Source organism: Agreia sp. Leaf210, from assembly GCF_001421485.1.
In the GTDB taxonomy this organism is placed as follows: domain Bacteria; phylum Actinomycetota; class Actinomycetes; order Actinomycetales; family Microbacteriaceae; genus Agreia.
This window is the reverse complement of sequence record NZ_LMKK01000001.1, coordinates 1-25,044: the sequence shown is the minus strand read 5'-3', so window position 1 is coordinate 25,044 and position 25,044 is coordinate 1. Positions and strand designations below refer to the sequence as shown.

20 protein-coding genes and 3 rRNA genes are annotated in these 25,044 nt (G+C 62.4%); 21 read left to right on the top strand and 2 right to left on the bottom strand.

The window, feature by feature from the left end:
* Positions 1-11 precede the first annotated feature (11 nt).
* From rpmI to ASE64_RS00035, 17 genes are all read left to right on the top strand, one after another.
* The gene (gene rpmI / locus ASE64_RS00110; protein WP_044443028.1) at positions 12-206 is read left to right on the top strand and encodes a 50S ribosomal protein L35; all 195 of its coding nucleotides are present in this window, start codon (positions 12-14) and stop codon (positions 204-206) included.
* Between the two features lie 33 nt (positions 207-239).
* Entirely contained in the window at positions 240-626 is a 387-nt protein-coding gene (gene rplT / locus ASE64_RS00105; RefSeq protein WP_044443029.1) for a 50S ribosomal protein L20, read from the top strand.
* A gap of 46 nt (positions 627-672) precedes the next feature.
* A complete protein-coding gene (locus ASE64_RS00100; RefSeq protein WP_055774266.1) occupies positions 673-1,482 on the top strand; it encodes a TrmH family RNA methyltransferase in 810 nt (269 codons plus the stop codon).
* Between the two features lie 100 nt (positions 1,483-1,582).
* A complete protein-coding gene (locus ASE64_RS00095) occupies positions 1,583-2,398 on the top strand; it encodes an amino acid ABC transporter ATP-binding protein (protein WP_055774263.1) in 816 nt (271 codons plus the stop codon).
* A 44-nt stretch (positions 2,399-2,442) separates the two neighbouring features.
* Entirely contained in the window at positions 2,443-3,312 is an 870-nt protein-coding gene (locus ASE64_RS00090; protein ID WP_055777153.1) for a glutamate ABC transporter substrate-binding protein, read from the top strand.
* A 95-nt stretch (positions 3,313-3,407) separates the two neighbouring features.
* On the top strand, positions 3,408-4,055 hold the full coding sequence (locus ASE64_RS00085) for an amino acid ABC transporter permease (RefSeq protein WP_055774260.1): 648 nt from the start codon (positions 3,408-3,410) through the stop codon (positions 4,053-4,055).
* Positions 4,052-4,960 (top strand): amino acid ABC transporter permease, encoded by a 909-nt coding sequence (locus ASE64_RS00080; RefSeq protein WP_082465802.1) that lies wholly within the window; start codon positions 4,052-4,054, stop codon positions 4,958-4,960. The genes ASE64_RS00085 and ASE64_RS00080 overlap by 4 nt, the downstream gene beginning before the upstream one ends.
* Before the next feature lie 29 nt (positions 4,961-4,989).
* Positions 4,990-6,030 (top strand): phenylalanine--tRNA ligase subunit alpha, encoded by a 1,041-nt coding sequence (pheS, locus tag ASE64_RS00075; RefSeq protein ID WP_055777150.1) that lies wholly within the window; start codon positions 4,990-4,992, stop codon positions 6,028-6,030.
* 3 nt (positions 6,031-6,033) lie between these two features.
* On the top strand, positions 6,034-8,565 hold the full coding sequence (pheT, locus tag ASE64_RS00070; protein ID WP_055774258.1) for a phenylalanine--tRNA ligase subunit beta: 2,532 nt from the start codon (positions 6,034-6,036) through the stop codon (positions 8,563-8,565).
* A gap of 22 nt (positions 8,566-8,587) precedes the next feature.
* Positions 8,588-9,634 (top strand): N-acetyl-gamma-glutamyl-phosphate reductase, encoded by a 1,047-nt coding sequence (gene argC, locus ASE64_RS00065; protein ID WP_055774255.1) that lies wholly within the window; start codon positions 8,588-8,590, stop codon positions 9,632-9,634.
* Positions 9,631-10,791, top strand: coding sequence for a bifunctional glutamate N-acetyltransferase/amino-acid acetyltransferase ArgJ (argJ, locus tag ASE64_RS00060; protein ID WP_055774252.1), 1,161 nt, complete (start codon positions 9,631-9,633; stop codon positions 10,789-10,791). Before argC ends, argJ begins: the two co-directional genes overlap by 4 nt.
* On the top strand, positions 10,791-11,693 hold the full coding sequence (gene argB / locus ASE64_RS00055; protein WP_055774248.1) for an acetylglutamate kinase: 903 nt from the start codon (positions 10,791-10,793) through the stop codon (positions 11,691-11,693). The genes argJ and argB overlap by 1 nt, the downstream gene beginning before the upstream one ends.
* Positions 11,690-12,883, top strand: coding sequence for an acetylornithine transaminase (locus ASE64_RS00050; protein ID WP_082465801.1), 1,194 nt, complete (start codon positions 11,690-11,692; stop codon positions 12,881-12,883). Before argB ends, ASE64_RS00050 begins: the two co-directional genes overlap by 4 nt.
* Positions 12,884-12,940: 57 nt before the next feature.
* Positions 12,941-13,882: an ornithine carbamoyltransferase gene (gene argF / locus ASE64_RS00045; protein WP_055774245.1), complete on the top strand. Its 942-nt coding sequence runs from the start codon at positions 12,941-12,943 to the stop codon at positions 13,880-13,882.
* Between the two features lie 5 nt (positions 13,883-13,887).
* Positions 13,888-15,339, top strand: a complete 1,452-nt coding sequence (argH, locus tag ASE64_RS00040) for an argininosuccinate lyase (protein WP_055774242.1) — start codon at positions 13,888-13,890, stop codon at positions 15,337-15,339.
* Positions 15,336-15,482 (top strand): hypothetical protein, encoded by a 147-nt coding sequence (locus ASE64_RS17285; protein WP_156351574.1) that lies wholly within the window; start codon positions 15,336-15,338, stop codon positions 15,480-15,482. Before argH ends, ASE64_RS17285 begins: the two co-directional genes overlap by 4 nt.
* A gap of 4 nt (positions 15,483-15,486) precedes the next feature.
* The gene (locus tag ASE64_RS00035) at positions 15,487-16,110 is read left to right on the top strand and encodes a DNA-3-methyladenine glycosylase (protein WP_055774240.1); all 624 of its coding nucleotides are present in this window, start codon (positions 15,487-15,489) and stop codon (positions 16,108-16,110) included.
* 33 nt (positions 16,111-16,143) lie between these two features.
* Here the strand turns inward: ASE64_RS00035 and ASE64_RS00030 are convergent, their stop codons facing one another.
* Both ASE64_RS00030 and ASE64_RS00025 read right to left on the bottom strand, forming a co-directional pair.
* Positions 16,144-16,869, bottom strand: coding sequence for a hypothetical protein (locus tag ASE64_RS00030; RefSeq protein ID WP_055774238.1), 726 nt, complete (start codon positions 16,867-16,869; stop codon positions 16,144-16,146).
* Positions 16,869-17,495 (bottom strand): hypothetical protein, encoded by a 627-nt coding sequence (locus ASE64_RS00025; protein ID WP_055774237.1) that lies wholly within the window; start codon positions 17,493-17,495, stop codon positions 16,869-16,871. The genes ASE64_RS00030 and ASE64_RS00025 overlap by 1 nt, the downstream gene beginning before the upstream one ends.
* Before the next feature lie 135 nt (positions 17,496-17,630).
* Between ASE64_RS00025 and tyrS the strand changes: the two genes are divergently transcribed.
* The 4 genes from tyrS to rrf all read left to right on the top strand — a co-directional run bounded on the left by tyrS (position 17,631) and on the right by rrf (position 24,995).
* Positions 17,631-18,938 (top strand): tyrosine--tRNA ligase, encoded by a 1,308-nt coding sequence (gene tyrS / locus ASE64_RS00020; RefSeq protein WP_235480425.1) that lies wholly within the window; start codon positions 17,631-17,633, stop codon positions 18,936-18,938.
* A gap of 652 nt (positions 18,939-19,590) precedes the next feature.
* Positions 19,591-21,114: ribosomal RNA gene (locus ASE64_RS00015) — 16S ribosomal RNA — on the top strand.
* A 483-nt stretch (positions 21,115-21,597) separates the two neighbouring features.
* Positions 21,598-24,718, top strand: a 23S ribosomal RNA gene (locus ASE64_RS00010).
* 160 nt (positions 24,719-24,878) lie between these two features.
* Positions 24,879-24,995, top strand: a 5S ribosomal RNA gene (gene rrf, locus ASE64_RS00005).
* Together the 16S, 23S and 5S rRNA genes form the textbook arrangement of a ribosomal RNA operon.
* Positions 24,996-25,044 lie beyond the last annotated feature (49 nt).

The window sequence follows — 25,044 nt, the reverse complement described above, 5'->3', positions numbered from 1 at the left end:
AGGAGATATCAATGCCCAAGATGAAGACCCACTCCGGGTCCAAGAAGCGTTTCAAGGTCACTGGCACCGGCAAGCTCATGAAGCAGCAGGCCGGAATGCGTCACAACCTCGAGGTCAAGTCGGCGAAGCGCAAGGCTCGCCTGAACCAGGACCAGGTGTTGGCTCCTGCCGACTCGAAGGTCATCAAGAAGCTTCTCGGCCTGTAGTCGCCGACTCCACACGGAATAAGGAATTAGGAAATGGCAAGAGTAAAGAGGGCCGTCAACGCCCACAAAAAGCGTCGGGTCATCCTCGAGCGCGCCAGCGGCTACCGCGGACAGCGTTCGCGCCTGTACCGCAAGGCCAAAGAGCAGGTCACCCACTCGCTCGTCTACTCGTACCGCGACCGTCGCGCCCGCAAGGGTGACTTCCGTCGCCTGTGGATCCAGCGCATCAACGCGGCGTCCCGTGCGAACGGCCTCACGTACAACCGTCTGATCCAGGGTCTCGGCCTTGCAGGCATCGAGGTCGACCGTCGCATCCTGGCCGACCTCGCCGTTCACGAGCCCGCCACGTTCGCGGCGCTCGTCGAGAGTGCTCGTGCCGCCCTCCCCGCCGACACGTCGGCGCCGAGGACCGCAGCCTAATAAGCTGTAGGGAACATCCATGTTCCTTTGACCCGAAAGAGGTCGCATGTCCCTCCTGGATAACCCGCGGTCGCCGCGGGTCCGGGCAGTGGCAAAGCTCTCCAAGAAAGGAGCCCGGTCTGAGACCGGGCTCTTTCTCTTGGAGGGGCCACAAGCCGTTTCCGAGGCGCTGACCTTCGCGCCCGACCTCGTCGTCGACCTGTTCGCGACGCCCTTCGCCCTCGATCGATATGCCGACATCGCCGACGCCGCCGACAAGGCGGGGGTCGAAGTCGAGTTCGTCACCGAGACCGTGCTCCAGGCCATGGCCGACACGGTCACCCCGCAGGGCTTCGTCGCCGTCTGTCGCCAGTTCCCCACCGCGCTGAAGGACATCTTCAGCGGTTCGCCCCGGCTCATCGCCATCCTCGAAGAGGTGCGCGACCCCGGCAACGCGGGAACGATCATCCGTGCCGCCGACTCCGCGGGCGCCGATGCCGTGATCCTCACGGGGCGCAGCGTCGACCTCTACAACCCGAAGGTCGTGCGTTCGACGACCGGGTCGCTGTTCCACCTCCCTGTCGCGGTCGAGGCGAGCTTGGCCGACGTGAGGGCGCGTGCCACCGAGGCGGGCATCCAGATCCTCGCCGCCGACATCAAGGGCGACGACATGCTCACGGCTCGAAATTCCGGGGTTCTCAACGCGCCGACTGCCTGGCTGTTCGGCAACGAGGCGCGAGGTCTGGCCGACGAAGACCTGGCCCTGGCGGATCATGCCATCTCTGTGCCGATCTACGGCCAGGCCGAGTCGATGAATCTCGCGACGGCCGCATCCGTCTGTCTCTACGAAAGCGCGTTCGCCCAGCGGAGCTCGTGAATCGGGCGTCGTGCCGGCGCATGAACAGGAGCGATCACGGTTAGATAACCGTCGAGGTTCTGACACACGGCCGTAACACGATGTCCCCTACGGTGGGGGCATGGAGTCCACCAACGCCGATGCCCCTGTCAACAATGTGGTGGCGGGCCCGGCCACGTCGAACATCTCTGTTCGCCGGGGCGAGCCGCTTGTAGTGCTCAATAACGTGAACAAGCACTACGGTGAGCTGCACGTTCTCAACGACATCGACACCGTCGTGAATCGAGGCGAGGTCGTCGTCGTGATCGGGCCGAGCGGCTCCGGCAAGTCGACGTTCTGCAGAGCGATCAACCGGCTTGAGACGATCGACTCCGGAAGCATCACGATCGATGGCAAGGTGCTGCCCGAAGAGGGCAAGGCCCTCGCGCAGCTCCGAGCCGACGTCGGCATGGTCTTCCAGTCCTTCAACCTTTTCGCCCACAAGACCATTCTCGAAAACGTCACCCTGGCGCCGATCAAGGTGCGCGGGCTGTCACGCAAAGAGGCAGATAAGCGCGGTATGGAGATGCTCGACCGAGTGGGCATCGCCAACCAGGCGAACAAGATGCCGGCGCAGCTCTCCGGTGGTCAGCAGCAGCGTGTCGCCATCGCCCGCAGTCTGGCGATGCAGCCCAAGCTCATCCTCATGGACGAGCCCACCAGCGCGCTCGACCCCGAGATGATCACCGAGGTTCTCGACGTCATGGTCGGTCTCGCCAAAGACGGCATGACGATGATCGTCGTGACCCACGAGATGGGCTTCGCTCGAAAGGCCGCGGATCGCGTGATCTTCATGGCAGACGGGCGCATCGAAGAAGAGGCGACCCCAGAGCAGTTCTTCACGAACCCCCAGTCGCACAGGGCGCAGGACTTCCTGTCGAAAATACTCGACCACTGATCATGTGGTCGGGCACGCAGCATACGGAGAGAGGTACGAAACCGATGAGAGCATCGAAAAAACTGAGCTTGGCCGCACTGGCGGCAGCGACCATGATCGCGCTGGCCGGATGCGCCGGGTCACTCGATGAGGCCGAGACGACCACGACGCCGGAGCCGGCCCCCACATTCGCAGCGGGATCGACGATGGAGCGTCTCGCCGATGCCGGCACGATCACGATCGGCACGAAGTTCGACCAGCCGCTGTTCGGACTGACAGACATCGATGGCACGCCCAAGGGCTTCGACGTCGAGATCGGCAAGCTGATCGCGGCCAAGCTCGGCATCGCCGAAGACAAGATCGTCTGGAAAGAGGCGGTGTCAGCCAACCGCGAGCCGTTCATCCAGAACGGCGAGGTCGACATCGTGGTCGCGACGTACACGATCAACGACAAGCGCAAAGAGGTCATCTCCTTCGCCGGCCCGTACTACGAGGCAGGCCAGTCCATCCTCGTGAAGGCCGACAACGACGACATCAAGAGCGAGAAGGACCTCGTCGGCAAGCCCGTGTGCTCCGTGACCGGGTCGACTCCCGCGGCGAAGCTCAGCGAGATCGGTGCCGAGCCGCTGCTGACCGACACCTACACCAACTGCCTCGAGCCGCTTCGCGGCGGGCAGGTCGTCGCGGTCTCGACCGACAACGTGATCCTGGCCGGACTGGCGCAGCAGAACGAGGGTCAGTTCAAGGTCGTCGGCAAGCCGTTCACCCAGGAGCCCTACGGCATCGGACTGGCGAAGGACGACACCGACTTCCGGAACTTCATCAACGACGTGCTCGAGGAATCGTACGAGGACGGCAGCTACAAGGCTGCGTGGGATGCCACGGCCGGTGAGGTGCTCGAATACGTCGAGCCGCCGGCAGTCAACCGGTACTAGCGCGACAACCGACCGGAGGGTCGACTGCGATCGACGCAGCCGGCCCTCCGCTCAGGTGAACTGACCGACCGTCCCTCTGCACGAGATGAGCCCATGTGAACGCCGTCATCGAGAACCTGCCGCGGTTCATCGAAGCCTTCGGGATGACCCTGTGGCTGCTCGTGCTCTCCGGAGCCTGCGCACTGATCATCGGCACCGTGATCGCCGCGATGAGGATCTCACCGGTGCCGTCGCTGAGTGCCTTCGCGAACGTCTACACCGAGCTGCTGCGCAACACGCCCCTGACTCTGGTGCTGTTCTTCTGCGCGTTCGTGCTGCCCCAGCTGGGCTCACGCCTTCCCTATGAATGGGCGGCCTTCATCGGACTCACCCTCTACACCTCTCCCTTCGTGGCCGAGGCACTGCGATCGGGTATCAACGGCGTCGCCGTCGGCCAGGCCGAAGCTGCACGCAGCCTGGGCCTCGGCTTCATGCAGTCGACGACGTTGATCATCTTCCCGCAGGCGTTCCGCATGGTGATCCCACCCCTGATCAACGTGATGATCGCCCTCACGAAGAACACGTCGGTCGCCGGCGGATTCTTCGTCTTCGAGCTCTTCTCCGCGGCCAAAGAACTCACGAATGCGAACGGCAACGCCGTGATCGCCATTCTGCTCGCCGTCGCGGCGTTCTACCTCGCCGTCACCATCCCGCTCGGAATCCTCTCCGCGCACCTCGAGAAGAAGCTGGCGGTACAGCGATGAGCGCCTCTGTTCTGTTCGACACCCCTGGACCCCGCACCCGTCGACGGTCGCGGATCGCCTCGGTGATCGTGGTCCTCCTGATCGCGGCGGGCCTCGCCTGGATCATCTACACCCTCGCTCAGCCTCGTGACTCGTCCGGCATCACGCTCCCGGGCTACTTCGACGAGTCGCGCTGGGACATCTTCGTGCTGGCCGAACTGTGGGTCCGCATCGGGGAGGGGCTCCTCGCGACCCTCCAGGCCGCAGCCGTCGCTGCCGTGATGGCCCTCGTCATCGGGGTGCTCTTCGCCATGCTGCGCACGTCGTCGCTGGCCATCGTCCGAATCCCGACCACGATCGTGCTCGAGTTCTTCCGCGGCATGCCCGTGCTGCTGATGATGCTCTTCATCCTGCTCGTCGCGTCGACCGGCGCGTTCTGGGCCGTGGTACTGGCACTCGGCGTCTACAACGGCGCGATCATCGGCGAGTCCCTGCGGGCCGGCCTCGCTGCCTTGCCCCGCGGGCAGCGAGAGGCGGGCCTGAGTCTCGGCCTCACAGGCTTTCAGTCGAAAGTCTTCATCGAGTTCCCCCAGGCGTTCCGACAGATGCTGCCGGTCATCATCGCGCAGCTCGTCGTTCTGCTCAAGGACACGAGTCTCGGCTACATCGTCGGTTACAACGAGCTCATCCGCACCACGATGAACAACCTGGGCAGCAGCGTCGGCAATCGCTATCTCTTCTCGCTCTTCCTCGTGACCCTCGTGATCTACCTCGCGGTCAACCTCTCGCTGAGCGCCGTCGCGCGTCGTCTCGCTCGCAGACGGAGCCCGGGCACGATGTCGCCCAAAGACCAGATCACACCGACCGCGTCGATCTCCGCGGTGGGCATGTCGAGCACGAATCCCGAGGACCGCACGACGGAGTAGCCCGCGTTCGGTCGCTAAACTTGGGAACCGTGTCTGACCCCATTGTGATTTCCGACGAATCCGTCGCCGCGGCCGTTGATGCCGCCCTGGCTGCCATCGCAGCCTCCGACGACTCGACCGCCCTCAAGGCCGCCCGCAGCGCTCACGTGGGGGAGGCGTCTGTGCTGTCGCGCCTCAACGCCACGCTCCGAGACGTACCTAAGGAGCAGAAGGCCGCGGCCGGCAAGCTCATGGGGCAGGCCCGTGCCCGTGTCGCTCAGGCCCTCGCCGAACGCGAGGCGCAGATCGTCGCACGCGAGGAGGAAGCCCGTCTCGAGAGCGAGTTCGTCGACGTGACCGCTCTGCCGAGCTACACGCGAGTGGGCGCCCGGCATCCACTGTCGCTTCTGCAGGAGCGCATCGCCGACATCTTCGTGGGTATGGGGTGGGAGGTCGCAGAGGGCCCCGAGCTCGAGAGCGAGTGGTTCAACTTCGACGCGCTCAATTTCGCTCCGGATCACCCCGCGCGGGCCATGCAGGACACGTTCTTCGTCGAACCCGTCGAGTCGCACCTCCTGCTGCGCACACACACGTCGCCCGTGCAGATCCGTTCGCTCCTGTCGCGCGAACTTCCCGTCTACGTGATCGCACCGGGCCGGGTCTACCGCACCGATGAACTCGATGCCACGCACACCCCGGTGTTCATGCAGGTCGAGGGCATCGCGATCGACAAGGGACTGACGATGGCGCACCTGCGCGGCACGCTCGAGCACTTCGCCCGTGCGATGTTCGGTGAGGGTGCCAAGATCCGACTGCGGCCCAACTACTTTCCGTTCACCGAGCCGAGCGCAGAGATGGACGTCTGGCAGCCGAATGCCAAGGGCGGCGCGCGCTGGGTCGAATGGGGCGGGTGCGGAATGGTCAACCCCAACGTGCTGCTCTCGGCGGGCATCGATCCCGAGGAGTATCAGGGCTTCGCCTTCGGTATGGGCATCGAACGCACCCTTCAGTTCCGCAACGACCTCAATGACATGCGCGACATGGTCGAGGGCGATATCCGCTTCAGTCAGCAGTTCGGAATGGTGGTCTAGTCCATGCGTATCCCACTCGGATGGTTGGCGGAATACGTCGACGTCGCACCAGGTTCCACGGTCGCCGATGTTCACGCGGCGCTCGTCAAGGTCGGGCTCGAAGAAGAGGGCTCTCACGATTTCGACATCACCGGCCCCATCGTGGTCGGCGAGGTGCTCGACTTCGTCGAGGAGCCGCAGTCGAACGGCAAGACGATCCGCTGGTGCAGCGTGCGCGTCGCTCCCGATGGCGAGACGGCTCTGGATGGCGGTGGGGACGTGCGCGGCATCGTGTGCGGCGCCCATAACTTCGCGCCGGGCGATAAGGTCGTCGTGACGCTGCCCGGAGCCGTGCTTCCGGGAGGCTTCGCGATCGCGGCACGCAAGACATACGGGCACGTCTCCGACGGCATGATCGCGTCGTCTCGTGAGCTGGGTCTCGGCGACGAGCACGACGGCATCCTCAGATTGGCCACCCTCGGGCTCGATCCGGTCGTCGGCACAGACGCGCTCTCGCTGCTGGGCCTCGACGATCAGGCCGTCGAGGTCAACGTCACGCCCGACCGCGGATACGCGTTCTCGATTCGCGGAATCGCGCGCGAGTACGCGCATGCCACCGGTGCCGCCTTCCGCGATCCGGCCCTTGCATCCTCGGCCGCCGAGGCATCGGGTTTCGAGGTCGTCATCGACGACGACGCCCCCATTCGTGGGCGGGTCGGCGCGACCGTCTTCGTGACCCGACTGGTGAACGGCGTCGACCCGACGAAGCCGACCCCGCCGTGGATGGCGACCAGGCTGAGTCTTGCCGGCATCCGCTCGATCTCGCTGGTCGTCGACATCACCAACTACGTGATGCTCGAGCTCGGCCAGCCGATTCACGCGTACGACTTCGACAAGGTGACCGGCGGCATCCGTGTTCGTCGCGCCCGCTCGGGCGAGAAGCTCGTGACCCTCGACGACCAGACGCGACTCCTCGACACAGAAGATCTCGTGATCGCGGACGAGTCCGGTGTCATCGGCCTCGCCGGTGTCATGGGCGGCGCTTCGACCGAGATCGGCGATTCCTCGCGCGCCGTCCTGGTCGAGGCAGCGAACCTCGACCCCGTATCGATTGCCCGCACAGCTCGTCGGCACAAGCTGCCGAGCGAGGCGTCGCGCCGATTCGAGCGGGGTGTCGATCCTGCGGTCGCCGGTGTGGCTGCGGCGCGCGTCGTGCAGCTGCTCGTCGATCTGGCCGGCGGAACGGCGGATCAGCTGGGGTCGTCGTACACGCAACACGCGCAGCCGACACCCGTAGAACTGCCCGACGGGTACATCTCGGGGCTCATCGGCGCCGACTTCACGGCCGATGAGATCAGATCGGCGCTGGCCGAGATCGGTGGCGACATCGTCGAGATAGACGGGGGTCTTCGCGTGACCCCGCCGACCTGGCGTTCAGATATCACGCACAAGTCAGCGCTCGCCGAGGAAGTGGCTCGCATCGTGGGCTACGAGCGCATCCCGAGTGTGCTCCCCGTGGCTCCTCCGGGCAGGGGCCTCACCCGTGAGCAGACTCTGCGCAGGCAGGCCTCGCAGGCGCTCGCGTCGAGCGGCCTCGTCGAAGTGATGGCCTATCCCTTCGTGTCGGATGCCTCGGTCAAGCTGTTCGGATCGCTGAAGGGCGATGCGGTCACCGCGGTTCGAGTCGCCAACCCGCTCGATGCCGAATCGCCATACCTGCGCACTTCGCTCCTTCCTGGACTGCTCGACATCGTGCGCCGCAACCTGTCGCGCGGGCTCAACGACCTCGCCCTCTTCGAGGCCGGTCTGGTGTTCCTGCCTGAGCCGGGCGTCGACTACGGCCAGGCGGAGCTACCCCTCGGCGGCGCCCGCCCCGGCGACGATGTACTCGCCGGTCTCGATGCCGGTCTGCCCGCACAACCACGACACGTCGCCGTCGTCTTCGCCGGCCAGGCCTGGGAGAAGCAGCCGGGACTCGACGCGCGCGCTGTGGGCCTCGCCGATGCTCTCGATTCCGTACGCCAGCTCGGTCTCGCGCTCGGCGTCCAGATCCGCCCCGTGCAGGGCGCCCATCCAGCCCTGCATCCCGGTCGTACGGCCTCGCTCGTGGCGACCACGGCTGCAGGCGACACGGTCGTCGGTGTGGCGGGGGAGGTGTTGCCCCGCATTGCCGAGGAGGCCCACCTGCCGCGCATCGTCGCCGTGGCCGAGCTCGACCTCGATGCACTGATCGAGCTGTCGCCGCGGGAGATCGCGGTTCAGCCGATCTTCGGATACCCCGCAGCGACGCAGGATTTGTCGCTGGTCGTGCCTCGGGACACACCCGCGGCCGAGGTCTCGGATGCGGTCGTCCGCGGTGCCGGCGCCCTCCTGGAAGACATCAGGCTCGTCGACGACTACCGGGGCTCCGGTGTCGACGAGGGTCAGAAGTCGCTGACGTTCGCGCTCCGATTCCGCGCCACCGACCGCACGCTCACCGCCAGCGAGGCGTCCGATGCCAAACTCGCGGGCCTCGCGGTCGCCGCCGGGCAGTTCGGGGCGTCACTGCGCGAGTGAGCGGAGCGACTAGATTTAAGGCATGACTTATTCGGTTGCTGTTGCCGGTGCGAGCGGGTACGCCGGGGGCGAGGTGCTCCGTCTTCTCGCCGACCATCCCGACTTCGAGGTGACCACGGTCACGGCTCACGCCAAGGCAGGCCAGCGACTGATCGACGTGCATCCGCATCTGCGTTCGCTCGCGCACCTTGAGCTGGTCGACACGACCGCCGAGAAACTGGATGGCCACGACGTGGTCTTCCTCGGACTGCCGCACGGCAAGTCCGGCGAGCTGACAGAGCGTCTCGACCCGTCGACTCTCGTCGTCGACTGCGGCGCGGATCACCGCCTCGTCGACGAGGCCGACTGGGCCGACTTCTACGGTGGCGAGTTCTACGGCTCCTGGCCCTACGGCCTCCCCGAGCTGATCAGGCACGACGGGTCGAGGCAGCGCGATGCGCTCGTCGGCGTGAAGCGCATCGCCGTTCCCGGCTGCAATGTCACAGCGATCTCGTTGGGGCTGGCACCCGGGCTTGCCGCGCACGTGATAGAGGGAGACGACATCGTGGCCGTTCTCGCGGTGGGTCCCTCGGGCGCGGGCAAAGCTCTGCGCACAGATCTGCTGGCATCCGAGATCATGGGCTCGGCCAGCGCTTACGGCGTCGGCGGGCGCCACCGTCACGTGCCGGAGATCGTCCAGAACCTCCGCGGAGCATCCGGCGCTCGCATCTCGGTGTCGTTCACTCCCGTGCTCGTTCCCATGTCGAGAGGCATTCTCGCCACCTCGACAGCTCGACTGGCTCCCGGAGTGACGGCGTCGGACGTGCGGAGTGCGTGGGAGCTCGCGTACGCGGACGAGCCCTTCGTCCATCTTCTTCCCGAGGGGCGTTTTCCGCGCACCGGCGACGTCACCGGCGCGAATGTCGCTCTCGTCGGGCTCGCTGTCGATGAGGCCGCAGGCAGGGTGGTCACCGTGACCGCCCTCGACAATCTCGTCAAGGGAACAGCCGGTGCCGCCATCCAATCGGCCAACATCGCCCTCGGTCTGGGCGAAACGACCGGCCTGCCGGTGAATGGAGTCGCACCGTGAGTGTCACCGCAGCACAAGGATTCGTCGCGTCAGGGATCGCTGCGGGCCTCAAGGAATCGGGTGCGCTCGATCTCGCCCTGGTTCAGAACCTCGGCCCGCGCCGATCGGCCGCCGCCGTGTTCACGAGCAACCGCTGCACCGCCAACCCCATCATCTGGTCGCGTCAGGCGATCCTCGACGGATCGGTCGAGGCGATCGTGCTCAATTCGGGCGGCGCGAACTGCTACACCGGCGCGTTCGGATTTCAGACCACGCATCAGACGGCGGAACAGGTCGGTGCCCGTCTGGGGGTCTCGTCGGGGGACGTGCTCGTCTGCTCGACGGGCCTCATCGGCACGGGGGACCAGAGCTTCCGCGACCGTCTGCTCGCCGGGGTGGATATCGCCGCTCCGGCTCTGACCGCAGACGGTGGACCCGATGCTGCCCGTGCGATCATGACGACCGACTCGCATCCGAAGCAGGCCGTCGTGAACTCACCTTCGGGTTGGGTCATCGGCGCCATGGCGAAGGGCGCCGGCATGCTGGCACCGGGGCTCGCGACGATGCTCGTCGTCATCACGACCGATGCCGACGTGTCGAGCCCCCAGCTCGACGCGGCTCTCCGCGCTGCGACGAGAGTCACCTTCGACCGACTCGACTCCGACGGGTGCATGTCGACGAACGATCAGGTGACGATCATGGCGTCGGGCGCTTCCGGAACCGTGCCCGATCCTGCCGAATTCGAGGCGGCCGTCACCGCGATCTGCGCCGATCTCGCACAGCAGTTGCAGGGCGACGCCGAAGGCGCGAGCCACGACATCACGATCGAGACGATCCGCGCGGCCACCGAAGACGAGGCGGTCGACGTAGGACGCGCGGTGTCGCGGAGCAATCTATTCAAAGCCGCGGTCTTCGGCAACGACCCCAACTGGGGGCGGGTGCTCGCGGCCGTCGGCACGACCCAGGCGCAATTCGATCCATTCGATATCGATGTGACGATCAACGGCGTGCGGGTGTGCTCTTCCGGCCAGCCGGATCAGCCGAGCGACTCGGTCGATCTCACTCCGCGTGCCGTGCACGTGCTCATCGATCTGAAGGTCGGTGCATCGAGCGCGACGATCCTCACGAACGACCTCACCCACGATTACGTCCACGAGAACAGCGCATACGCCACCTGATGACAGACATGCCCACCCCGATCGCCTCCGCCGGCGACAAAGTCTCGACTCTGATCGAGTCCTTGTCCTGGCTCAAGAGATTCCACGGCCAGATCATGGTCATCAAGTTCGGCGGCAACGCCATGGTCGACGAAGCCCTACAGAAGTCGTTCGCCGAAGACATGGTGTTCCTGCGTTACGCGGGTATCCGCCCCGTCGTGGTGCACGGAGGCGGACCGCAGATCTCGGCGATGCTCGATCGCCTCGGTATCCAGAGCGAATTCCGTGGCGGCTACCGCGTGACGAGCCCCGAGGCGATGAACGTCGTGCGCATGGTTCTCGCGGGCCAGATCAGTCGAGAGATCGTCGGGCACATCAACGAACACGGCCCCCTCGCCGTTGCTTTCTCCGGAGACGACGCCGGCCTCTTCTCCGGTCGCAAACGCACCATCGAGGTCGACGGCGAGCAGGTCGACATCGGCCAGGTGGGTGACATCGTCGCGGTCGATCCTGACGGTATCCGACAGCGGCTCGAGGCCGGGTACATTCCGGTCGTCTCATCGATCGCTCCAGACATCGACAATCCCGGCCAGTCATTGAACGTCAACGCCGATGCCGCCGCCGCCGCGCTGGCCGTGGCTCTCGGGGCGGTCAAGCTGGTCATCCTCACCGATGTGGCAGGACTCTACAGCGATTGGCCCAACCGGGATTCTCTCGTGAGCAGCATCGACGCAGAATCGCTGCGCGAACTCCTGCCCAGGCTGGAGTCCGGAATGATTCCGAAGATGGCCGCCTGTCTTGAAGCCGTCGATGGGGGAGTGGCGAAGGCCGCGATCATCGACGGACGTACGCCCCACTCGATCCTGCTCGAGGTCTTCACCCAGAGCGGCATCGGCACCGAGGTCAGCCGGGAGGCACTGTGAACACCGAGACAGCATGGTCGGATCGTTTCGGCGACTCGCTGATGAAATCGATGGGTTCGCCTTTCGCCCTGCTTACTCGAGGAGAGGGCTGCTACGTCTGGGACGAATCCGGCAAGCAGTATCTGGATTTCCTCGCCGGCATCGCCGTGAACTCGCTCGGCCACGCGCATCCGGCATTCGTCGACGCGGTCTCGCGTCAAGCGGCGACCCTCGCGCACGTGTCGAACTACTTCACCACCGCTCCGCAGCTCGAGCTCGCCGAGCGGCTGAAGAGAATCACGGGCGCCGGCGACGAGGGCCGAGTGTACTTCGGAAACTCCGGCGCCGAGGCGAACGAGGCCGCCTTCAAGCTTGCTCGGCTCAACAAGACGGGTAGCCGTCACCGCATTCTCGCTGTGCACGACTCGTTCCACGGGCGCACGATGGGCGCACTCGCCCTGACCGGAAAGCCTGCCCTGCGCGACGCCTTCGAGCCGATGCCGTCGGGCGTGGAGCACATCGACTCGACGATCGAGGCCCTCGAGCGGTCCATCGACGGCTCGGTCTCCGCACTCATCCTCGAGCCGATCAAGGGCGAGGCCGGCGTCGTCGAATTGCCGGAAGGGTTGCTCGTTCGCGCTAGAGAGTTGACCGCCGAGCACGACGTGCTGCTGATCCTCGATGAGATCCAGACGGGCGCCGGTCGCACGGGGTCCTGGTTCGCTTACGAGCAGTTCGGAATCCGTCCCGACGCCGTGACGATGGCCAAGGGCATGGGTGGGGGCTTCCCGATCGGAGCCCTCGTGACCTTCGGATGGGCATCCGAACTCTTCCAACGCGGAATGCACGGCTCGACGTTCGGCGGAAACCCGCTCGCGACGGCGACGGCCAACGCGGTGCTCGCCGAGATCGAGTCGGCCGGGCTCATCCAGAACGCCGCCGTTCGCGGAGAAGAGATCGCGCGCACGATCCGGGACATCGGTTCTCCGCACGTGGCCGAGGTCCGCGGTCGCGGTCTCCTGATCGGAGTAGGTCTGACCAGCCCGGTCGCGTCGGCTGTGTCGGCCGCAGCGCTCGACGCGGGCCTCATCGTGAACGCGGCGAACGACTCGAGTATCCGCATCGCTCCGCCGCTCATCGTGGGCGACGACGAGGTACGTCTCTTCGCCGAGCGATTCCGAGCGGCGCTCGACGCCGTGCCCTTCGACTGAAGAGCCCCGTCGCGACCGCTAGTCTTTCCCTTTCCGACACTTATCGAAAGCTCTCCCGTGACCAGACATTTCCTGCGCGACGACGACCTCTCACCTGCCGAGCAGGCCGAGATTCTCGACCTGGCATTGGAGCTCAAGCGAGACCGATTCCAGGTGCAGCCGCTGGCCGGTCCGCAGACGGTCGCCGTGATCTTCGACAAGTCGTCGACGCGCACGCGGGTCTCGTTCGCCGTCGGAATCGCAGATCTGGGCGGTAGCCCCCTCATCATCAGCATGGCCTCGAGCCAACTGGGGGGCAAGGAGACCGCGTCCGACACCGCCCGAGTGCTGGAACGCCAGGTCGCGGCAATCGTGTGGCGCACCTACGCTCAGACCGGACTCGAGGAGATGGCGAAGGGAACGACGGTTCCCGTCGTGAACGCGTTGTCCGATGAATTCCATCCCTGCCAGTTGCTGGCGGATCTGCTGACCATCCGTGAGCACCGCGGCGTGCTCGCCGGTCAGACCGTCGCGTTCCTCGGAGACGGAGCCAGCAACATGGCGCAGTCGTACCTCCTCGCCTGCGCGACGGCGGGAATGCACGTGCGCATCGGTGCGCCGGCGGAATTCGCTCCGAGCCCGGCGGTCTTCTCTGATGCGGAGGCGCGCGCCGCAGAGACGGGTGGGTCGGTGGCGGTGCATGTCGATCCGGCTCAGGCGGTCCGCGGGGCGGACATCGTGGTGACCGACACGTGGGTCTCGATGGGCAAAGAAGATGAGAAGGCCGAGCGAGTGGCCATCTTCGGCGGGTACCAGGTCGACCAGGCCCTTCTCGATCAGGCGAACGAGAACGCCTTGTTCCTGCACTGCCTTCCGGCGGATCGCGGGTACGAGGTCAGTGCCGATGTCATCGACGGCCCGCAGAGCGTCATCTGGGACGAGGCCGAGAACCGGCTTCACGCGCAGAAGGCACTCCTCGTCTGGCTTCTCCGCCAGCAATCGCCCGCGAAGGGAATCTGAGACAGATGAGCGACGACACCGTATCGAACCGTGCCGGCGAGGCGGGAGCCCTCTGGGGTGGCCGCTTTGCGGGTGGCCCCGCACCGGAGCTCGTCGAGCTGAGCAGGTCGACCCATTTCGACTGGCAGCTCGCGGCGTACGACATCGCGGGTTCCCGCGCCCACGCACGAGCCTTGGCCGAGGCCGGATACCTGACGGCCGATGAGCTGGCGGGCATGATCGACGCCCTCGACGTGCTCGATGCCGATGTGACAGACGGCACGTTCCGCCCACTCGCATCGGACGAAGACGTGCATTCCGCGCTGGAACGCGGACTCATCGACCGGGCCGGCGTCGAGCTCGGAGGCAAGCTCCGCGCGGGCCGCAGCCGCAACGACCAGATCGCCACGCTCGTGCGCATGTTGCTTCGAGACCATGCTTCGCGCATCCGGCACCTCGTGACCGATCTGATCGATGCCATCGCCGCCCAGGCCGACAGGCACTTCGGTGCGATTCTGCCTGGCCGAACTCACCTGCAGCACGCGCAGCCGGTGCTGCTGTCGCACCACCTGCTGGCCCATTGCTGGCCATTGGTGCGCGACCTGGAGCGCTTCGTCGACTGGGATCGCCGAGCCAACTGGTCGCCGTACGGCTCTGGAGCCTTGGCCGGCAACACGCTCGGTCTCGACGCTCAGGCCGTGGCCGTCGAACTGGGCTTCGACAGGAGTTCCTGGAACTCGATCGACGGAACGGCGAGTCGTGACGTGGTGGCCGAGTTCGCCTTCATCGCTGCGCAGCTCGGAATCGATCTCTCGCGTTTCGCCGAGGAGATCATTCTCTGGAACACGAAGGAATTCGGGTTCGTCACGCTGTCGGATTCCTACTCGACGGGCTCGTCGATCATGCCGCAGAAGAAGAATCCCGACATAGCGGAACTTGCTCGCGGAAAATCGGGCCGATTGATCGGCAACCTCACCGGGCTTCTCACCACGCTCAAGGGTCTTCCCCTCGCATACAACCGAGATCTCCAGGAAGACAAGGAACCGGTCTTCGACTCCATCACCACTCTCGAGGTTCTCCTGCCGGCGTTCACGGGCATGGTCGCGACGATGACTTTCCACACCGACCGGATGGCGGAATTGGCGCCGCAAGGTTTCTCGCTGGCCACCGACGTCGCGGAGTGGCTGGTCAAGCAGCACGTGTCCTTCCGCGATGCCCACGAGATCACCGGTGCGCTGGTGCGATTCGCCGAAGAGAACGATCTCGAACTCGACGAGCTCAGCGACGAGCAGTACGCCTCGCTGTCGCCGCACCTGGTGCCGGCTGTGCGTTCGGTTCTCACGATCGAAGGATCGGTCTCGAGTCGCGATGGTCGCGGTGGCACCGCGCCCGATCGCGTACGAGAGCAGTTGGCTGCACTCACGGAGAGCGTCCGCTCTCTGCAAGCCGCCGCGGCACCGGAGATCGGAACCCTGTGACTCTGCGCAACGAGGACAACAAGAAGAAGCGCTCCCGGCCGCCCATGTCGAAGCGCACGACGTGGATCGTCGTCGGCATCGCCGTGGCCGTTCTCGTCTTCGTCGTGGTCGTGTCGGTCGTATCCGGCAAAGGCCTGTTCTAGATCGATGCTCACCCCGGCCTCGAACAGTTCGGGTTTCTTCGACAGGACGAGTGTCGACGTCGCTCCCGAGTTGTTGGGAGCTCGGTTCACCCGGCACTCTGAGTCAGGCGATATCACGCTGCGCATCACCGAGGTCGAGGCGTATCTCGGTGTGGGTGAAGATCCGGGATCGCACAGCTACCGGGGGATGACGGCACGGAACGCTGTGATGTTCGGGCCGCCCCTGCATCTGTACACGTACTTCACCTATGGCATGCACGTCTGCGCCAACATCGTGTGTTCCCCCGAAGGCCAGGCATCAGCCGTTCTTCTCCGCGCCGGCGAGATCGTGGAGGGGCTCGACCTTGCGCGAGCACATCGGGGCGAGAACGTCGCTCTGCGTGACCTCGCTCGTGGGCCGGCGAGACTGACGAAGGCGATGGGTATTCCCCTGTCGGATGGGGGAGCGTATGTGCTCGGCGAGGGCTACTCGCTCGAGCTCACCGACGCGGTGTTCGAGATAGCGAGCAGTGTGCGCACGGGGGTCAGCGGACCAGGCGGGCTGGCAGCGTACCCGTGGCGGTACTTCATCGACGGCGATCCGACGGTGTCGCCGTATCGTGCGAGTGTGCCGCGCAAGCGCAGCTAGACGATCGAGCTTCTCGCGGTCACGAGGGTCTGCTCACCGCAGAACGAGTGCACAGGCACAGGCCCAGACGAAACTCGCGAGTGTCCCGATGATGAACCGCTCCTTGGCCTCGGACGCCGCCAGCTCGCTGAACCGGCCGACGCCCTTGATGGCGATGACGACAGCGATGGCCTCGGGGAAGCCAGCGATGATGGCTCCCGCGATAGCGAGACGTTCGAGAACCCCGATGGTCGTTCCTCCCCGGAGCACCTCGACCGTCGAGGCGCCCACCGCCGGTTCAGTCGGAGCACGCTCTGTCGTCTCCGGATCGGCGCGCCGGTTGCCGAGAAGGCGTCGAAGAAGACCGGCGGTCGCGGGGGACTGGCGCAGGGGTTCCGGAGTGCTCGGCTGGCCGTTCGTCGTGATGAGAATGCCGCCGTGAACTCCGGCGCGACTGGCGCCCCGTGTCGCAAGGCGCAGTGCGAGCACGGCGAACGGACCTCCGCCGACTGTGGCCAGAATGAGGGTGAGGATCGTCACGGTCACGCGACCGAGAGGTGTCTGATCGATCTCGTCGCTCGGTGTGAGACCGGAGAAAGCCAGTGCGCCGAGGAGCGTGCAGCACGCGACGATTGTCGTGGAGTACAGGACGGCGCGGCCGGACCGTGTTCTTCTCGATGCTTTTGTGTCAGGACTCTGGGCACGGATGTCGAGGATCAACGCGATGGAACTCGCCGCGACGCCCACGCCCAGCAACACGATCAGAGGGGTGATGACCATCAGGCCCGTCCTTTCGGCGATTCATCTGTCGAGTCGAGTCGAGACAGCAGTCGGCCGAGTGGCACATGTGCCTCGAGGTCGATTCTGACCTGGCCCACCGACATCCGATCACTCACGGCCTGCGGTGTGATTCCCAGGTGACCGGCGGCCTCACGTTGAGTCCGTCCCTGTGCCAGGAGGTCGTAGACCTGCCAGCCTTGTTTCGTTCGGCGTTCGCGTATCGAGAGGAGCAGCAGCATCAGAGCCTCGAGATCGGCCGCATCGCCGATGTTCACGGGGCGCTCCGATCGACAAGCGAATCGATGGGGGGATTTCTTGGCAGACTCGACGGCGGCTCGTGCGGCGATGAAGGCAGGACCTCGAGCCTCACGGGTGCTCGTTCCCAACGGCTGTTCGACGCTACCCACTCCCAAGCCGACGCTCCAGCTTCCGGTCCGGGTCAGGTCGAGGACGATACCGACCGCCGCATCGGCGTCGACGACGAGAGCTTGTATCTCGTCGCCGGCGTTCCTGTCTACGGGAAGAGCGAGTCCCTCGCCGAAGGTGTTCCCGAGCTGGACAGCCGTCTGCGATACGAGATCGGCCGAATGTCGGCTGTCGACCTGGTCTGCGGTGATGACGATCATATGGTCCTCCTGGGTCAAGCCCTCAGCCTTGATGTGCTGCAGATCAAGCCTACTGACCTGATTACCCGGGTATCAAGACCTCAGCCCTGTTTTCTCCTCATCGGGCCGGATGGCTCCGCTGATACTGTGGGTCAGGTGTCGACCAACCCGAATGAAGTTCTCTCGAGCCAGCACAACGATTCCTCGTTCGACGATGTCTGGGATGAGATCGAGTGGCGTGGTCTCGTTCACGTCTCCACTGATCGCGACGCTCTGAAGAAGATCCTCGCCGGTCCTCCGATCACCTACTACTGCGGATTCGATCCGACCGCTCCGAGTCTGCACCTGGGAAATCTGGTGCAGATCCTCCTTCTGCGTCGGCTCCAGCTCGCAGGCCACCGGCCCCTCGGTCTGGTCGGAGGATCGACCGGTCTCATCGGGGACCCTCGGCCGACTGCCGAGCGCACCCTGAACACCAAGGACACCGTCGCCGAATGGGTCGACTACCTTCGGCGTCAAATCGAGAAGTTCCTCAACTTCGAAGGTGACAACGCGGCCCGTATGGTCAACAACCTCGACTGGACGCAACCTCTTTCGGCCATCGACTTCCTCCGTGATGTGGGCAAGTACTACAGAGTCGGCACGATGCTCAAGAAAGACGCGGTGAGCGCGCGACTCAACTCCGACGCGGGCATCAGCTACACGGAGTTCAGCTACCAGATTCTGCAGGGGATGGACTTCCTGGAGTTGTACCGGTCCTTCGACTGCGTCCTCCAGACCGGGGGAAGCGATCAATGGGGCAATCTCACGAGCGGAACCGACCTCATCCACCGGGCAGCGCAGGGCAGTGCCCACGCCATCGGCACCCCCCTCATCACGAACTCGGACGGCACCAAGTTCGGCAAGAGCGAGGGCAACGCCGTGTGGCTGGATCCCGAGCTCACGAGTCCATACGCCTTCTACCAGTTCTGGCTCAACACCCTCGATGCCGACGTCATCGCCCGGCTCAAGATCTTCACTTTCCTTCCCCGCACAGAGATCGAGCGGCTCGCCGGGCTCGTCGAATCGGAACCGTTCCGTCGTGAAGCACAGAAGACACTCGCCTACGAGGTGACTTCGCTCGTGCACGGAGTCGAAGCGACCGATTCGGCGATAGCGGCGGCTCAGGCCTTGTTCGGCCAAGGAGATCTGGCCGATCTCGATGACGTCACGCTGGTGTCCGCACTCCGCGAGTTGCCGAACACCACGTGTGCGCCCGACGCCCTGATCACGCAACTCATGGTCGACACAGGTCTGACCAAGAGCGCGAGCGAAGCGCGGCGTGCGATCGCCCAGGGCGGGGTCTATGTGAACAACGCGGTGGTGGTCGACGAGTCGGCCACGATCGACGGATCGGTTCTGCCTGCGGGTGTCGCCGTTCTACGACGGGGCAAGAAGACGCTCGCTGGAGTCTTCGTCGAGTGACGTTCCGCGGAATTCCGCGGCGACACGCCCGGGCTGCACGCCGGTTTTGACGGCCGCAGAAACTGCCCGTAATGTCTTCTCTTGTCACCCCACAGGTTCGGAAAGCCGAAGAGCTTCCGGCCTCAAGCGGGACCAAATCCTAAGCTGAATCAGATTCGCTCTAGAAGTGTTCTGTAGAACTGCTTTAGGATGTATAACGCCTCTTCCCAGGAACGTTCTGTCGGAAGTCATGTTGAGCGCCCGGATTCATCCGGACTAGCGCAAAACACGATTTGACAGAAACGAAACTTGGGTCTAGGTTTGAGAAGTTGCCCCGAGTTGAGGCTGCGCCGGTTGGTGTGGTGGATGTTCGGGTGCGTCCGATCTTTGAGAACTCAACAGCGTGCACTANGGGTCTAGGTTTGAGAAGTTGCCCCGAGTTGAGGCTGCGCCGGTTGGTGTGGTGGATGTTCGGGTGCGTCCGATCTTTGAGAACTCAACAGCGTGCACTAAGTCAAATGCCAAAAACCCCGGGCAGTCATCGTTTGGTGATTGTTTGGGATTCCTTTGGAAATAGATTAAACATACAAAGCAAGTCAGTAATGATTTGTTCTGTCAGTTTCAAACTTGCAATCGCGTCTACCTATTCCGGTGTCGTGGTTGTGCGTAAACATTTACGGAGAGTTTGATCCTGGCTCAGGACGAACGCTGGCGGCGTGCTTAACACATGCAAGTCGAACGATGAAGCCCAGCTTGCTGGGTGGATTAGTGGCGAACGGGTGAGTAACACGTGAGTAACCTGCCCTTGACTCTGGGATAAGCACTGGAAACGGTGTCTAATACCGGATATTTCAGCTGGCCGCATGGTCTGGTTGTGGAAAGAATTTTGGTCAAGGATGGACTCGCGGCCTATCAGGTAGTTGGTGAGGTAATGGCTCACCAAGCCTACGACGGGTAGCCGGCCTGAGAGGGTGACCGGCCACACTGGGACTGAGACACGGCCCAGACTCCTACGGGAGGCAGCAGTGGGGAATATTGCACAATGGGCGAAAGCCTGATGCAGCAACGCCGCGTGAGGGACGACGGCCTTCGGGTTGTAAACCTCTTTTAGTAGGGAAGAAGCGAAAGTGACGGTACCTGCAGAAAAAGCACCGGCTAACTACGTGCCAGCAGCCGCGGTAATACGTAGGGTGCAAGCGTTGTCCGGAATTATTGGGCGTAAAGAGCTCGTAGGCGGTTTGTCGCGTCTGCTGTGAAAACTGGAGGCTCAACCTCCAGCCTGCAGTGGGTACGGGCAGACTAGAGTGCGGTAGGGGAGATTGGAATTCCTGGTGTAGCGGTGGAATGCGCAGATATCAGGAGGAACACCGATGGCGAAGGCAGATCTCTGGGCCGTAACTGACGCTGAGGAGCGAAAGCATGGGGAGCGAACAGGATTAGATACCCTGGTAGTCCATGCCGTAAACGTTGGGAACTAGATGTGGGGGCCATTCCACGGTCTCCGTGTCGCAGCTAACGCATTAAGTTCCCCGCCTGGGGAGTACGGCCGCAAGGCTAAAACTCAAAGGAATTGACGGGGGCCCGCACAAGCGGCGGAGCATGCGGATTAATTCGATGCAACGCGAAGAACCTTACCAAGGCTTGACATATACGAGAACGGGCCAGAAATGGTCAACTCTTTGGACACTCGTAAACAGGTGGTGCATGGTTGTCGTCAGCTCGTGTCGTGAGATGTTGGGTTAAGTCCCGCAACGAGCGCAACCCTCGTTCTATGTTGCCAGCACGTTATGGTGGGAACTCATAGGAGACTGCCGGGGTCAACTCGGAGGAAGGTGGGGATGACGTCAAATCATCATGCCCCTTATGTCTTGGGCTTCACGCATGCTACAATGGCCGGTACAAAGGGCTGCAATACCGTAAGGTGGAGCGAATCCCAAAAAGCCGGTCTCAGTTCGGATTGAGGTCTGCAACTCGACCTCATGAAGTCGGAGTCGCTAGTAATCGCAGATCAGCAACGCTGCGGTGAATACGTTCCCGGGCCTTGTACACACCGCCCGTCAAGTCATGAAAGTCGGTAACACCCAACGCCAGTGGCCTAACCCCTTGTGGGAGGGAGCTGTCTAAGGTGGGATCGGTGATTAGGACTAAGTCGTAACAAGGTAGCCGTACCGGAAGGTGCGGCTGGATCACCTCCTTTCTAAGGAGCACTCGAGGATGCGTCTGTATACAGCGCTATTTGACCTCGTAGCCATTTCGTAGACATACGTTCTGCGGTGGCGCTCATGGGTGGAACATTGACTTAGGAAACAGAAAAGCTGCACAGCTTGTTAGTACAGCCCTTTCGGGGGTTCGGAACAGGGGTTGTGGTGTGAAGTATGTTTTATGCACGCTGTTGGGTCCTGAAGGACCGGGCCTGCTGACCTTCGGGTTGGTTGGACTGCCTTCTGGATCCTGGTCTCATCCACATGAGATGCCTGCTTTTGCGGGTTGTGTGGGTGGGGGAGGATACCGCCCGTACTTTGAGAACTACACAGTGGACGCGAGCATCTACACGCTCGTATCAAATAGGTCAGGACCTTTGGTTCTGTCTGACGTGGTGCGTGTTGTGTTATGTGTATCAATGACATCACCTACGGACTTGTCTGTGGGTGGTAAGCATTGGTCTTTTTGCAATTTTGTTTGTCAAGTTTTTAAGAGCAAACGGTGAATGCCTTGGCATCTGGAGCCGAAGAAGGACGTATAAATCTGCGATAAGCCTCGGGGAGCTGATAATAGAGCTGTGATCCGAGGATTTCCGAATGGGGAAACCCCGCCAGGCCCTTTGGGTGACCTGGTGACTCCCGCCTGAATATATAGGGCGGGTAGAGGGAACGGGGGGAAGTGAAACATCTCAGTACCCTCAGGAAGAGAAAACAATAGTGATTCCGTTAGTAGTGGCGAGCGAACCCGGAAGAGGCTAAACCGATCATGTGTGATAGCCGGCAGGCGTTGCATGGTCGGGGTTGTGGGACTTTTCTGCTGCTTCTGCCGAACAGTGAGAGTTACAGCGCTTTATAGACGAATGGGATTGAAAGCCCAGCCATAGACGGTGCCAGCCCGGTAGTCGAAATGAAGTTATGGCTCGAAGAGTATCCCAAGTATCACGGGGCCCGAGAAATCCCGTGTGAATCTGTCAGGACCACCTGATAAGCCTAAATACTCCCAGATGACCGATAGTGAACAAGTACCGTGAGGGAAAGGTGAAAAGTACCCCGGGAGGGGAGTGAAATAGTACCTGAAACCGTTTGCTTACAAACCGTTGGAGCCTCCTTGTTGGGGTGACAGCGTGCCTTTTGAAGAATGAGCCTGCGAGTTAGTGATCAGTGGCGAGCTTAACCCGTGAGGGGAATGCGTAGCGAAAGCGAGTCTTAATAGGGCGTTTTAGTCGCTGGTTCTAGACCCGAAGCGAAGTGATCTATCCATGGCCAGGTTGAAGCGACGGTAAGACGTCGTGGAGGACCGAACCCACTTCAGTTGAAAATGGAGGGGATGAGCTGTGGATAGGGGTGAAAGGCCAATCAAACTTCGTGATAGCTGGTTCTCTCCGAAATGCATTTAGGTGCAGCGTTGCGTGTTTCTTGCCGGAGGTAGAGCTACTGGATAGCCGATGGGCCCCAAAAGGTTACTGACGTTAGCCAAACTCCGAATGCCGGTAAGTGAGAGCGCAGCAGTGAGACGGTGGGGGATAAGCTTCATCGTCGAGAGGGAAACAACCCAGACCACCAACTAAGGTCCCAAAGCGCGTGCTAAGTGGGAAAGGATGTGGAGTTGCACAGACAACCAGGAGGTTGGCTTAGAAGCAGCCACCCTTGAAAGAGTGCGTAATAGCTCACTGGTCAAGTGATTCCGCGCCGACAATGTAACGGGGCTCAAGCACGCCACCGAAGTTGTGGCATTTATATTTTTGCCCGGCCCACTTGTGGGTCCAGGCGTATGGATGGGTAGGAGAGCGTCGTGTGGCCAGCGAAGCGGCGGTGTAAACCAGCCGTGGAGGCCACACGAGTGAGAATGCAGGCATGAGTAGCGAAAGACGGGTGAGAAACCCGTCCTCCGAAAGAACAAGGGTTCCAGGGCCAGGTTAATCCGCCCTGGGTAAGTCGGGACCTAAGGCGAGGCCGACAGGCGTAGTCGATGGACAACGGGTTGATATTCCCGTACTGACGAAAAACCGCCCAAGACAATCCAGTAATGCTAAGTATCTGAATCCCCATCACTGATCCCTTCGGGGTGACGGTTGGGGCCTAGCGTACGACCCTATGCTGGTGCGTTTAGCGTATTAACAGGTGTGACGCAGGAAGGTAGCTGAGCCGGGCGATGGTTGACCCGGTCTAAGGATGTAGGGCAGAAGATAGGCAAATCCGTCTTCTATATAGCCTGAGACCCGATGGGTAGTCCTCACGGACGAAATCAGTGATCCTATGCTGCCAAGAAAAGCATCGACGCGAGGTTTTAGTCACCCGTACCCCAAACCGACTCAGGTGTTCAGGTAGAGAATACTAAGGAGATCGAGAGAATCGTGGTTAAGGAACTCGGCAAAATGCCCCCGTAACTTCGGGAGAAGGGGGGCCTGACCTGTGAACGGATTTACTCCGGGAGCGGGATAGGGCCGCAGAGACCAGTGGGAAGCGACTGTTTACTAAAAACACAGGTCCGTGCCAAGTCGCAAGACGATGTATACGGACTGACGCCTGCCCGGTGCTGGAAGGTTAAGAGGAACGGTTAGCCGCAAGGCGAAGCTGAGAATTTAAGCCCCAGTAAACGGCGGTGGTAACTATAACCATCCTAAGGTAGCGAAATTCCTTGTCGGGTAAGTTCCGACCTGCACGAATGGCGTAACGACTTCCCAGCTGTCTCAACCGCGAACTCGGCGAAATTGCACTACGAGTAAAGATGCTCGTTACGCGCAGAAGGACGGAAAGACCCCGTGACCTTTACTACAGTTTGGTATTGGTGTTCGGTGTGGCTTGTGTAGGATAGGTGGGAGACTGTGAAGCTTGGACGCTAGTTCAGGTGGAGTCATTGTTGAAATACCACTCTGGTCACTCTGGATATCTAACTACGAACCCTAATCGGGTTCTGGGACAGTGCCTGATGGGTAGTTTAACTGGGGCGGTTGCCTCCCAAAAAGTAACGGAGGCGCCCAAAGGTTCCCTCAACCTGGTTGGTAATCAGGTGTCGAGTGTAAGTGCACAAGGGAGCTTGACTGTGAGACTGACAAGTCGAGCAGGGACGAAAGTCGGGACTAGTGATCCGGCAGTGGCTTGTGGAAGCGCTGTCGCTCAACGGATAAAAGGTACCTCGGGGATAACAGGCTGATCTTGCCCAAGAGTCCATATCGACGGCATGGTTTGGCACCTCGATGTCGGCTCGTCGCATCCTGGGGCTGGAGTAGGTCCCAAGGGTTGGGCTGTTCGCCCATTAAAGCGGTACGCGAGCTGGGTTTAGAACGTCGTGAGACAGTTCGGTCCCTATCCTCTGCGCGCGCAGGAAATTTGAGAGAATCTGACCCTAGTACGAGAGGACCGGGTTGGACGAACCTCTGGTGTGTCAGTTGTTCCGCCAGGAGCACCGCTGATTAGCTACGTTCGGACTGGATAACCGCTGAAAGCATCTAAGCGGGAAGCCGTTCTCGAGATGAGATTTCCATACCATTTATGGTGAGAGACTCCCAGCTAGACTACTGGGTTGATAGGCAGGATGTGGAAGTAGGGACTAAAGACCTACGGAGCTGACCTGTACTAATAAGTCGATAACTTGATAACACCCAAAAACTTGCAAAAAAGCACATGCGCTTGCGTCCACTATGTGGTTCTCGATGTACGGTCGAGAACCAAACATGCATCAACACCCACACCCTGCTCATCTGAGCGGGTTTGGGCGTTGTGTCTGTTTGAAACTTCTAGATAGTTACATCTCTAGTGTTTCGGCGGCCATAGCGAGAGGGAAACGCCCGGTCACATTCCGAACCCGGAAGCTAAGACTCTCTGCGCCGATGGTACTGCAAGGGGGACCTTGTGGGAGAGTAGGACACCGCCGGACTCCTATTACACGAATGGCCACCCCCTAGGGGTGGCCATTCGCTGTTTAA

What these genes read in the sequence shown, in the direction of transcription:
- rpmI (WP_044443028.1), top strand. Translation starts at nt 12, where the DNA reads ATGCCCAAGATGAAGACCCACTCCGGGTCCAAGAAGCGTTTCAAGGTC.
- rplT (WP_044443029.1), top strand. Translation starts at nt 240, where the DNA reads ATGGCAAGAGTAAAGAGGGCCGTCAACGCCCACAAAAAGCGTCGGGTC.
- ASE64_RS00100 (WP_055774266.1), top strand. Translation starts at nt 673, where the DNA reads ATGTCCCTCCTGGATAACCCGCGGTCGCCGCGGGTCCGGGCAGTGGCA.
- ASE64_RS00095 (WP_055774263.1), top strand. Translation starts at nt 1,583, where the DNA reads ATGGAGTCCACCAACGCCGATGCCCCTGTCAACAATGTGGTGGCGGGC.
- ASE64_RS00090 (WP_055777153.1), top strand. Translation starts at nt 2,443, where the DNA reads ATGAGAGCATCGAAAAAACTGAGCTTGGCCGCACTGGCGGCAGCGACC.
- ASE64_RS00080 (WP_082465802.1), top strand. Translation starts at nt 4,052, where the DNA reads ATGAGCGCCTCTGTTCTGTTCGACACCCCTGGACCCCGCACCCGTCGA.
- pheT (WP_055774258.1), top strand. Translation starts at nt 6,034, where the DNA reads ATGCGTATCCCACTCGGATGGTTGGCGGAATACGTCGACGTCGCACCA.
- argC (WP_055774255.1), top strand. Translation starts at nt 8,588, where the DNA reads ATGACTTATTCGGTTGCTGTTGCCGGTGCGAGCGGGTACGCCGGGGGC.
- argB (WP_055774248.1), top strand. Translation starts at nt 10,791, where the DNA reads ATGACAGACATGCCCACCCCGATCGCCTCCGCCGGCGACAAAGTCTCG.
- argH (WP_055774242.1), top strand. Translation starts at nt 13,888, where the DNA reads ATGAGCGACGACACCGTATCGAACCGTGCCGGCGAGGCGGGAGCCCTC.
- ASE64_RS00035 (WP_055774240.1), top strand. Translation starts at nt 15,487, where the DNA reads ATGCTCACCCCGGCCTCGAACAGTTCGGGTTTCTTCGACAGGACGAGT.
- ASE64_RS00030 (WP_055774238.1), bottom strand. Translation starts at nt 16,869, where the DNA reads ATGGTCATCACCCCTCTGATCGTGTTGCTGGGCGTGGGCGTCGCGGCG.
- ASE64_RS00025 (WP_055774237.1), bottom strand. Translation starts at nt 17,495, where the DNA reads ATGATCGTCATCACCGCAGACCAGGTCGACAGCCGACATTCGGCCGAT.